The following is a 9,789-nucleotide window of genomic DNA, read 5'->3' as shown; positions in this document are numbered from 1 at the left end:
AACAAAGTAAATCATTATTGAAATTTAAACCCTATACAAACATAGGATGACAAACACAATATACCCTGTTACGGGTATTCTTTTGCGCTAGATTGTATGGTAGTTTTAACTGAAATCTAAAACACTACGATCATGAAAAAAATTACATTTATTTTAATACTCAGCCTGTCTTCGATCTTTTACTGTAATGCTCAAGATTTGCAATCAAACCACATATTCAACACAAATTATACTAATAAAACCACAAAATTAAATTATAAGAAAGGATACAAAATCAAAGTAATTGACATTAAACCAGCATCAGATGGTAATGAAAAAAAAGACAGCATAATATTTACTGTTAATAGATTTAGTACAGACACCATTAGTCAAGATTCTTTTAAAAAAAACAATAAAAGGGTTAAATTAAATACTCTATTTTATGAAACAACAAACGGTTTTTCTATTCAACACATTATGACTCGTGAAGTATTCAATAAGTATACAGATCCTATTTATTCTTCTTTTAGAGGAGTTAGAGCTGGATTTTATACTATTCCATTTAAAATCAGAATAGATAATTTTGATTTTGAACAAAATATAAATTTTGGGATGAATATAGGCTTCCAGTTTAGATTTAATAAAAAAATTGAAGACCGCTGGTTATACGAGCCTTCTATTGGAATAGGTATATCTTCTATAAATTTGAATAGTAAAAATAGTAATGTTTCAGAAGAAAGAACAGCTAGTGCTTTTAGTAGCTCTATAGGTTTTATTCTTCATTTTGATAAAAACATTAATATTGGTTTATTTTCAGGCATGGATTTTTTAGGAAATAATGACATTGAAGCAAACTGGAAATACAACAAAAAAATATGGTTTGGTATTGGTGTTAACATAGGTTTTTCTCTTTCAGAAAGTAAAGGGGAAAGTTCAAATAACGAAACCCCATAGAGTCTTAGTTACAAACAAAAAAACGTCCTTTCTAATACACTCAGAAAGGACGCTTTTATAATAGTAAACAGATAAAAATTAATTCACCTCTGGTAAGAAATTATAGTTCTTACTATAAAATAACATTTGTGAAACAAAATCTTCTGGTTGTGTAACCTTAATTGCGGTTATTTCTCCGTTTTCATCCATCTCCGGTACCAAAACAGGGTTTACAAAACCACTGTATGGCGCAGAGGTAAATTGCTTGTTACGCTCCAGTACCTCGGCATGCAATGCTTGGTCTACTTTTACGCCATATCCTTCTACCAGTTCTTCTGCTGCTTTGTAATCCCCTTCCGATTTAATACGTTGGGTTTCTTTTAATAATCGCCCAAAAATCTCCCGTAATTTGGCATAATCCTTAATATCAAAATAGGTCTTACCATCTCTGGTAACTTTTTCTATTACATTATCCTTTTTTCCTTGCTCAAAAGCCCATGCACTTACCCACTGGCGATTACGCATGTGTGCTTCTTCTACATCATCTCCCAGGTTTAAACGTATCAATTGAGTCATTAAACCGTTACGGATATATCCATCATAGGCAGCTTTCCCTGTTTTTTCCCAATCTTCAACCAATCCTAATTCTTGTAATTTCGGATCCATCAAATAGTATAATCCCACTAAATCTGCACGACCTTCTTCCATAGTCGAAGCATAGTTTTTCAAAGTCTCTTTGGTTTCACCTACTCCCGGGTTTAATTGTCCGGATGCGTGTCCTACTACTTCGTGTAAAGCGGTATGTAATTTATCTCCTAATTGTCCGTATTTCTCTTCTAATTCAAACTCTTCCTGATCGTGTACAAATTCTTTTAAACGATCAGAACCTCCTGCATTACTATATGCCTCGGTAATATTCCCTAAAGAAACAGATTTTGATCCTACTGCGGCTCTAATCCAGTTTGCATTAGGTAGGTTAACTCCTATTGGAGTACTTGGCGAAGAATCTCCTGCTTCTCCTGCAACTGCTACTACTTTGTACGAAACTCCTACTACACTATCTTTTTTGTGCTCGTCCATTAACGGAGAATTATCCTCGAACCACTGTGCATTATCCGATAATACAGACATTTTTTGAGACATATCAAAATCTTTGATCTGTATAATACTCTCGTAAGATCCTCTGTATCCTAACGGATCGTTATATACCTCGATAAAACTATTGATATAATCAATATTTCCTTCGGTAGCAGCTGTCCACGCAACATTATAATCATCCCAGGTTTGTAAATCTCCTGTTTTGTAATATTTTATCAATAAACCAAGAGCATCTCCTTGCGCTTTATTTTCTGCTACTCCTTGTGCTTTTTCTAACCATGTAACGATTTGATCGATTGCAGAACCATACAACCCACCTGATTTATACACCCTTTCTGTAAGTTTTCCGTTTTCTTTTACTAATTGAGAGTTTAACCCAAAAGATAATGGTTTAGCCGGATCTGGTGATTTCATTTTACCATAAAAAGAAGCCACATCGTTATTGGTAACTCCCGGTCCATAAAAATTAACCGCAGATACTGCTACATTGTCTACTCCTTTTGCCTGGTTTACTTTTTTGGCATCTGCCTCATTAAAGATCACCTCGTATGCCTCTTTTGGCATTTCTGTACTTGTTGCAGCAAGCAAAGAACTTAAATAATCTTTACTAAATTCTGGTTTGATTTTATCGTTACTATAGTGGTGATGAATACCATTAGAAAACCAAACTCTTTTTAAGTAGGTTTCAAAAGCTTTCCAATCTGCGGCATCTTTATCTCCTTCATACGAAGTGTAAATTTTTTCTAACGCTTTTCTTATAGTAAGGTTATGCCGGTAATTTTGATCCCACATTATATCTCGTCCACTTAAACCTGCCTGCGTAAGATAATACACCAGTTTCTGTTCTTTTAAAGTAAGATTGTCCCACCCCGGAATTTTATATCGTAAAACTTTTATGTCTGCAAATTGTTCTACAATATAATCAAACTTTTCTTCTGCTACCTCTTGTTTTTCTTCTTGTTGATCTATCTGATCTTTAACATTTGGATCTTTTTTACATGCTATCATTACACCAGAGATAGCTATAAAAAATAATATTTTATTAAGCTTCATTTGTTATATTTTATTGTTTTGACAAATGTAACAAAATAAAAAGGATGTTAAAATTGTTTATATTAGCTGATTAAACAATCTAAACTAACTAACATGAAAATAGTAAAGTATTTATTTTTTCTATTATTACTAGTAATAATAGGTGGTGCTGTTTATGTAGCCACCATAAATGGTGATTATCAAGTAGAAGAAAGCAGAGTAATTGATGCCCCTGATGAGTTGTTGTTTAGTACTATCAATGAGTATAAAACATGGGACAAATGGGGACCATGGATGGACGAATCTGACGATTTTATTATGGAGTATCCCGAAAAAACGAGTGGCGAGGGGGCTTCATATTCATGGAAAAGCGAAACCCAAGGGGATGGCAGAATGGAAACCAAAAAAGTTTCTCCTTTTACAGGCATAGATCAAGGGATAACATTTATTACTCCTATGGGAGAAAGCAAAAGCGATGTATACTGGAAATTTGAAAAACTGGAAGGCAAAAAAACCAAAGTTACCTGGGGTATGAAAGGTACACAATCTTTTATCGAAAAAGCTTTTTGGGTAACTCAGGACAGTACTCTCTCCCAGGCAATAAAACCTATGTATTCTCGCGGGCTCGAAAAACTAGATGCTTTTGTTAATGAAAAAATGAAAAAGTACTCTGTGCATGTAGATGGTATTACCGAGCATGGTGGCGGGTTTTATATGTATAGTGCTACCGCCTCCTCTATAGCTGCAATCCCCGATAAAATGGCACAAATGCTACCTGCGGTAAGTACCTATATGAAACAAAACAATCTTCCTCAAACAGGAATGCCTTTTACCTTATATAATGAATATAATGAAGAACAAGGGACCTCTATTTTTTCTACTGCTATCCCTACAAGAGATAAAGTAGTAACCCCAAAAGAAAGTTCTGTTCTTTGTGATTTCTTACCAAGACAAAAAGTAGTTAAAACTACCCTTAGAGGTGATTATATTAACTTAAAAGAAGCATGGGAAACCGGTTACAAATATATTGGAGACAATAATCTGGAACCAGATACAGAAGCTGCTCCTTTTGAAGTATACCAAGTAGATCCGGGAGTACAACCAAATCCAGCAGAATGGATAACCGAAATTTATATCCCGATAAAATAAGCAACTATTTGATAGGCTACATTTTTGTTAAATAACAAAAATGTAGCCTATCAAATTAATATTATAAACTACTCTTAAATCCATCTTACAGAGATTATTTACCAGTATTAGGTCTAAGCAAAACATGTTTTTAAGATAATTTCTTTTAAATTTTAATTAATGAAACAGATATTTTTGGTATTTATTGGTGGTGGCACTGGCAGTATTGCACGATATCTTATTAGTAGATATCTTAACAACTCCTCTACAGGAATTCCTTATGGCACATTAACTGCCAATGTACTGGGCAGTCTTTTAATTGGTATTATCTTAGGTCTTTCCCTTAAAAACAATATCCTATCTCAAAATACAGTTCTTCTTCTTGCAACCGGATTTTGTGGCGGGTTCACAACCTTTTCTACTTTTGCTTATGAAAACCATGTATTATTAAAATCAGGAGATTTTATAAATTTTATTCTGTATACAACAGGGTCTCTGGTTATTGGTCTTCTTTTTGTGTTTTTAGGAATGTTTATTACCAAATAAACTTATTTTGTTCTTATAGAAAAGTATTTAATAAATGGTTCTCTTAAAAACTAAATCAATTACCGTAGTATACCAAAGCGCAAAGTTCTAACACCTTGTTCTTTATAACCTAATTTTATCCTGTACCTCGATACCTAATACCAATACTCTTATTTAAAACTAAAGCCGCACAATATTCTACCTTTTATGTCCTTCTTAATTATCTTTCTTTTGTATAGTTTTACGCTCTCAAATTGAAATATTATTACAGGTAACCAAAATTAATTATGAAAGTAATCACTATCACAAACTTTTTAAAAAGAGCTTCTTTTATAACTTTAACTTTTTTAAGTTTTCATACTATAGCACAAGAAGAAAAACAAAAATCAACATTAGAAGAATTATTCTCTAAAATAAGCTTATCAGGATCTATAGATAGCTACTATAGATATAATATCGATGCCCCTAATAATAATCTTGTAGCGCCGAAAACTTTTTTTGCTAATCAAAACGGTTTTGCTTTAGGGATGGTAAATACTATTTTAGGATATGAAGGAGAAAAGGTTGGATTTGTAGCGGATCTTGTATTTGGAAAAAGAGGAGAGGAAGCTGTATTTAACTCTGAAGGGACATCGCAAATCATTAATCAACTATATGTATATTGGCAAGTAAATCAAAATATTAAACTTACTTTTGGTAATTTCAATACCTATATAGGGTATGAAATGATTTCACCAACCAGCAACTTTAATTACTCTACATCGTATATGTTTACGTATGGTCCTTTATCTCATACTGGTCTAAAAGCTGATTTTAAACTTAATGAAAAATGGTCTGCTATGCTTGCTGTAATGAATCCATCTGACTATACAGACAGTAATCCTTTTGATACCTATATTGTTGGTGCACAATTAGGGTACGAAGCAGACAAAGGCAGTGGATATCTTAATTTTAGATATGGCAACGAAGGGTTTCCCGGAGAAGTAGGCCCTACTTTTCAAGCAGACCTTACTACCTCGTGGGATGTAACCGAATATTTTAAGCTTGGTCTAAATACGACTTATGTAACTACAGAGCCTCAAGAAAACGGAGAGGATTCCGGATTTTATGGTATTGCATTATACCCACAATATAAAACATCTGAAAAATTCACCATTGGATTAAGAGGTGAGTATTTCTCTGTGTATAATGGGGGATTAACTGATGTTATCGGTCTGGATACTCAAGGAGACGGAAATGTAATTGCCACTACTTTAACTGGAAATTACACTATTGGAGACCTGACCCTTATACCTGAATTAAGACTGGACACAACCTCTGGAGATTTTTTTATTGACAAAGACAGAGAAGCTACAAAAAACCTGTCTTCTTTTGTATTAGGTGCGGTATATAAATTCTAAAGCAATTATAAGTAATATCTAAGAAGAAACTTTAATACCTTATATAAATCACCTGCTAAAAATAAATAAATTTAGCAGGTGATTTATATTTAAAAGCTAGTATTATTTATTTTCAGATTCGTTTTTAAACCTCTTAACTCCTGCAAGAATCTTTATAGCCAAGTGATTCTTCTCTGGGGGAATAGGACAGGAATAACGATAATTATATGCACAATAAGGATTGTAAGACGTATTGAAATCAATTAAAATAAAATCCCCATCAGGAATTTTGAGATCTATAAAACGCCCCCCGGAATAGCTGGATTCTGCATTAGTTAAATCGGTAAATGGTAAAAATAGATAAGTATCATATTCGGGTTCTGTTTTCAACTCCATACTTTGGTACACATTTAAGGCAAATGCTTTGGATTGAAGCACAAAATGTACCTCGCCATACTTTACATATAATGGTTCGCTACCTGTTGTTGTTTTCATAACAAAAGGGGTCTCGTAAGGAGTACGCACAAATTTTGCTTTAACACAAAATGAGGTATCTATTTTAAAAAAGTCTAAAGATTTAAAATGTTTTAAATCCTTTGGGGTAAGAGGCGAAGTTTCTTCAGAAGCAAAATCTTTATTAAGCTCCTGTTGAAAAGACAATATCCTTTTTATAGTCTTAGAATCCTGAGCAAATACATTGCTAATCAAGAAAATAAACAAAATCGATAATCGAAACACTTCTGTTTTTTTGCAAAAATACAATTTACAATTAGTTAACTAATTAATTTTGGAGAAATTGTATACAAATAATAGATAAAAAACTACATTTATCTATTATTTGAGTACATAACATACAAATTCTATATACATTGCTAAAAATTATACTTACCTATTTTAAATCTTTCTCAGGATTATCCAAAGAAGTTTGGTGGTTGGCTTTAATCACCCTGATTAACAGGGCAGGAGCAATGGTTATTCCATTTCTATCCCTTTATCTTACTGATAATTTAGATTTTTCGTTACAACAAGTGGGTTGGATTATGACCAGTTATGGATTAGGTTCTTTTTTAGGAGCCTGGCTTGGCGGTAAATTAAGCGATCAAATAGGATATTACAAAGTAATTTTAGGGTCTCTTTTTCTTACTGGTATTTCATTTATGGTAATTCAATACTTCACCAATTTCTGGAGTATTTGTATTGGTTTTTTTGTGTTAATAGCAATTGCAGATATGGCAAGACCTGCATTTTTTGTTGCATTAAGCGCCTATAGTAAACCCGAAAACAAAACCAGGTCTTTAACATTTATACGACTGGCTATTAATCTTGGGTTTTCTGCCGGACCTGCTCTTGGCGGATTAATTATAGCAACTATAGGATATTATGGGATATTTTGGGTGGATGGAATTACATGTATTATTGCCGGGTTGGTCATGATACAAACCCTGCATCCTAAAAAAGCTAAAATATTAGATCAGGAAATAGTAATTAAAAACCCTGTAAAAGCACATAAAGACGGGATCTATATTCTATTTTTAATTGCATTGGGATTATTTGGTTTTATCTTTGTTCAATATTTTTCTACAATCCCTTTGTACTATAAAGAAGTACATCATTTATCGGAAGAAAAAATTGGTTTGTTATTAGGAATGAACGGTGCATTAATATTTTTATTTGAAATGCCTTTGATTGCCTATTTGGAAAAAACAAATAGTACCAAAATAGGAAATGTTGCCAGCGGTTTTATGCTTACTGGTATAAGTTTTATACTGTTTTTAATCACTCCATGGGCAGGCATATTGATTATAGGTATGATGATAGCTACTCTGGGCGAAATGATCTCTTTTCCGTTTGGAAATGCTTTTGCTTTAGAGAGGTCTAAAAAAGGAAAACAAGGGGCATACATGGGGTTATATAGTATGTCTTTTTCTGCCGCCCATATTTTTGGACACAACTCGGGTATGCAACTTATCGATAAATTTGGTTACGACAACACTTGGGTTTTCATGGCAACGATAGCTGTTTTAGGTGTATTTTTATTATATATTGTAAAACAAAAAGTAAATAAAGAAAAGCCAATACCTAATATTATAGCATAAAAAACACCTCCATGAATAAAATACTTTTTATAATGGTTATCGCACTTACCTTGGGATGTGCCAAACAAAAGCATGCAGAAGATAAAATAGCCTCTGAAAAGAAAAAAAGTTTCCCAAAACTGGATTCTGGTCGCTACAATGTTGCTTTTTTAATCATGGATGGTACTTACAATACAGAGTTTACTGCTCCTTATGATATTTTTCAACACACGCAATATCGTGAAAACATAAAACAAATGAATGTTTTTACTGTTGCTAATACTGATAATCCAATAACTACTTTTGAAGGTGTAAGAATAATTCCTGACTATAACTACCGTACCGATTCTTTGCCCAAAATAGATATTCTGGTAGTCCCTAGTGCAGAGCATCATTTAGATACAGATTTACAAGATCAGGAAATGATCAATTTTGTACAACAAGCAGATAAAACAGCTATATTTATGACTTCACATTGTGATGGGGCATTTGTGCTTGCAAAAGCAGGGGTTTTAAATACTATTGTTTCTACTACTTTTCCTGGTGATATTGATAAAATGCGGGCTATGTTTCCTGATTTGGATATTAGAAAAGATGTATTATTTGTACACGACGGAAAATATATAACTTCTGCAGGTGGTGCCAAAAGTTTTGAAGCTGCTTTGTACCTATGCGAATATTTATACGGAGCAGAGATCGCTAAATCACTAGCTGGCGGCTTAGTAATCGACTGGGACCTAAATAAAGTACCTCATCTTGTGATTAATACCGCTTTACTATCTGATCGCTCCAAATAAAAACTATTTGCTCTCTATGCATTTCATCTTTTATTCTATTTAACCCGGATTATGCCTCTGATAGGGCAGAAATATTTTCGAGACTAGTCCTGAGGAATTTCAAAACAAAACAGATATAAGCTTAGATTAATATAAAATAGTAAAAGCGCACTTTATCAAGTGCGCTTTTAATACTTAGGGCTAAATTACGTACTCTCTTTAGTTTTAAGATTTGGGGTCTTTTGACTAATGTCCTCACACTTAATTTGTCCCTTGATGTATTCCAAACTGACATTTCAAATCCATATCGTCATACGAGCTAAAATGTTAGTTTTTAAACATACATCAAAGTTTTTTATCTTATAGTAAAGATAATACAAAAGAAGTATTCAAACAAAAAAAATAGCGATAAAAAACATATAAAATCGATGAAATACACAAAATTTTAATATTTCAACTTGAATTGAAAACAAAAACTTAAATATTAAGTGTTCTTTTTTGCGATATCACCCCAATATTCACTAATTAATTTATGGTTGTGATCTTTTCAAAATATTATGCTTTAATATAAACCAATATTGATTATTACTGTTTGTTTTCCTTATAAATATCCATTACAATTTATAATTTAAAGAAAAGGTCATAGTTAACACCAATAGAAGTTTGTCTGCATACTATCTGTTTAAACCCTGATTATCAATATCGCTAAAGTTAATACCATAATATCTTTTTGTCTTAACTTAACCACATTGCCCAAATCATCAATATCGTTAAGTTAAGAATTTAAACTATGGATTTAAAGTTTGTTAATGGTGGATTCCAGTCCCGTTCTTCATGGGGATGACAAATTGCCGGAATGATAAA

General features: G+C 32.7%; 8 protein-coding genes. 6 read left to right on the top strand and 2 right to left on the bottom strand.

The window, feature by feature from the left end:
- The first annotated feature begins 132 nt into the window (after positions 1–132).
- The gene (locus tag ACZIYX_RS23070; RefSeq protein ID WP_462684624.1) at positions 133–933 is read left to right on the top strand and encodes a hypothetical protein; all 801 of its coding nucleotides are present in this window, start codon (positions 133–135) and stop codon (positions 931–933) included.
- A gap of 78 nt (positions 934–1,011) precedes the next feature.
- Here the strand turns inward: ACZIYX_RS23070 and ACZIYX_RS23065 are convergent, their stop codons facing one another.
- On the bottom strand, positions 1,012–3,063 hold the full coding sequence (locus tag ACZIYX_RS23065) for a dipeptidyl-peptidase 3 family protein (protein WP_462684623.1): 2,052 nt from the start codon (positions 3,061–3,063) through the stop codon (positions 1,012–1,014).
- A gap of 93 nt (positions 3,064–3,156) precedes the next feature.
- Here ACZIYX_RS23065 and ACZIYX_RS23060 point away from each other — a divergent pair, with 93 nt between their 5' ends.
- From ACZIYX_RS23060 to ACZIYX_RS23050, 3 genes are all read left to right on the top strand, one after another.
- Positions 3,157–4,191, top strand: a complete 1,035-nt coding sequence (locus ACZIYX_RS23060) for an SRPBCC family protein (RefSeq protein ID WP_462684622.1) — start codon at positions 3,157–3,159, stop codon at positions 4,189–4,191.
- A gap of 159 nt (positions 4,192–4,350) precedes the next feature.
- The gene (crcB, locus tag ACZIYX_RS23055) at positions 4,351–4,716 is read left to right on the top strand and encodes a fluoride efflux transporter CrcB (protein WP_462684621.1); all 366 of its coding nucleotides are present in this window, start codon (positions 4,351–4,353) and stop codon (positions 4,714–4,716) included.
- Between the two features lie 266 nt (positions 4,717–4,982).
- Positions 4,983–6,095 (top strand): porin, encoded by a 1,113-nt coding sequence (locus ACZIYX_RS23050; protein ID WP_462684620.1) that lies wholly within the window; start codon positions 4,983–4,985, stop codon positions 6,093–6,095.
- A 102-nt stretch (positions 6,096–6,197) separates the two neighbouring features.
- On the opposite strand, the gene ACZIYX_RS23045 is transcribed toward ACZIYX_RS23050, so the two are convergent.
- The gene (locus tag ACZIYX_RS23045) at positions 6,198–6,812 is read right to left on the bottom strand and encodes a DUF1684 domain-containing protein (protein WP_462684619.1); all 615 of its coding nucleotides are present in this window, start codon (positions 6,810–6,812) and stop codon (positions 6,198–6,200) included.
- 131 nt (positions 6,813–6,943) lie between these two features.
- On the opposite strand from ACZIYX_RS23045, the gene ACZIYX_RS23040 reads away from it, so the two are divergent.
- Complete coding sequence (locus ACZIYX_RS23040) at positions 6,944–8,170, top strand: MDR family MFS transporter (RefSeq protein WP_462684618.1); 1,227 nt, start codon at positions 6,944–6,946, stop codon at positions 8,168–8,170.
- 11 nt (positions 8,171–8,181) lie between these two features.
- Complete coding sequence (locus ACZIYX_RS23035) at positions 8,182–8,946, top strand: DJ-1/PfpI family protein (RefSeq protein WP_462684617.1); 765 nt, start codon at positions 8,182–8,184, stop codon at positions 8,944–8,946.
- The last annotated feature ends 843 nt before the right edge of the window (positions 8,947–9,789 follow it).

The organism is Aquimarina sp. (assembly GCF_977115655.1).
This window is presented reverse-complemented; position numbering and strand designations above follow the sequence as displayed.

Bases quoted from the DNA above. Each gene is read 5' to 3' on its own strand.
- ACZIYX_RS23070 (WP_462684624.1), top strand. From the start codon at position 133: ATGAAAAAAATTACATTTATTTTAATACTCAGCCTGTCTTCGATCTTT.
- ACZIYX_RS23065 (WP_462684623.1), bottom strand. From the start codon at position 3,063: ATGAAGCTTAATAAAATATTATTTTTTATAGCTATCTCTGGTGTAATG.
- ACZIYX_RS23060 (WP_462684622.1), top strand. From the start codon at position 3,157: ATGAAAATAGTAAAGTATTTATTTTTTCTATTATTACTAGTAATAATA.
- crcB (WP_462684621.1), top strand. From the start codon at position 4,351: ATGAAACAGATATTTTTGGTATTTATTGGTGGTGGCACTGGCAGTATT.
- ACZIYX_RS23050 (WP_462684620.1), top strand. From the start codon at position 4,983: ATGAAAGTAATCACTATCACAAACTTTTTAAAAAGAGCTTCTTTTATA.
- ACZIYX_RS23035 (WP_462684617.1), top strand. From the start codon at position 8,182: ATGAATAAAATACTTTTTATAATGGTTATCGCACTTACCTTGGGATGT.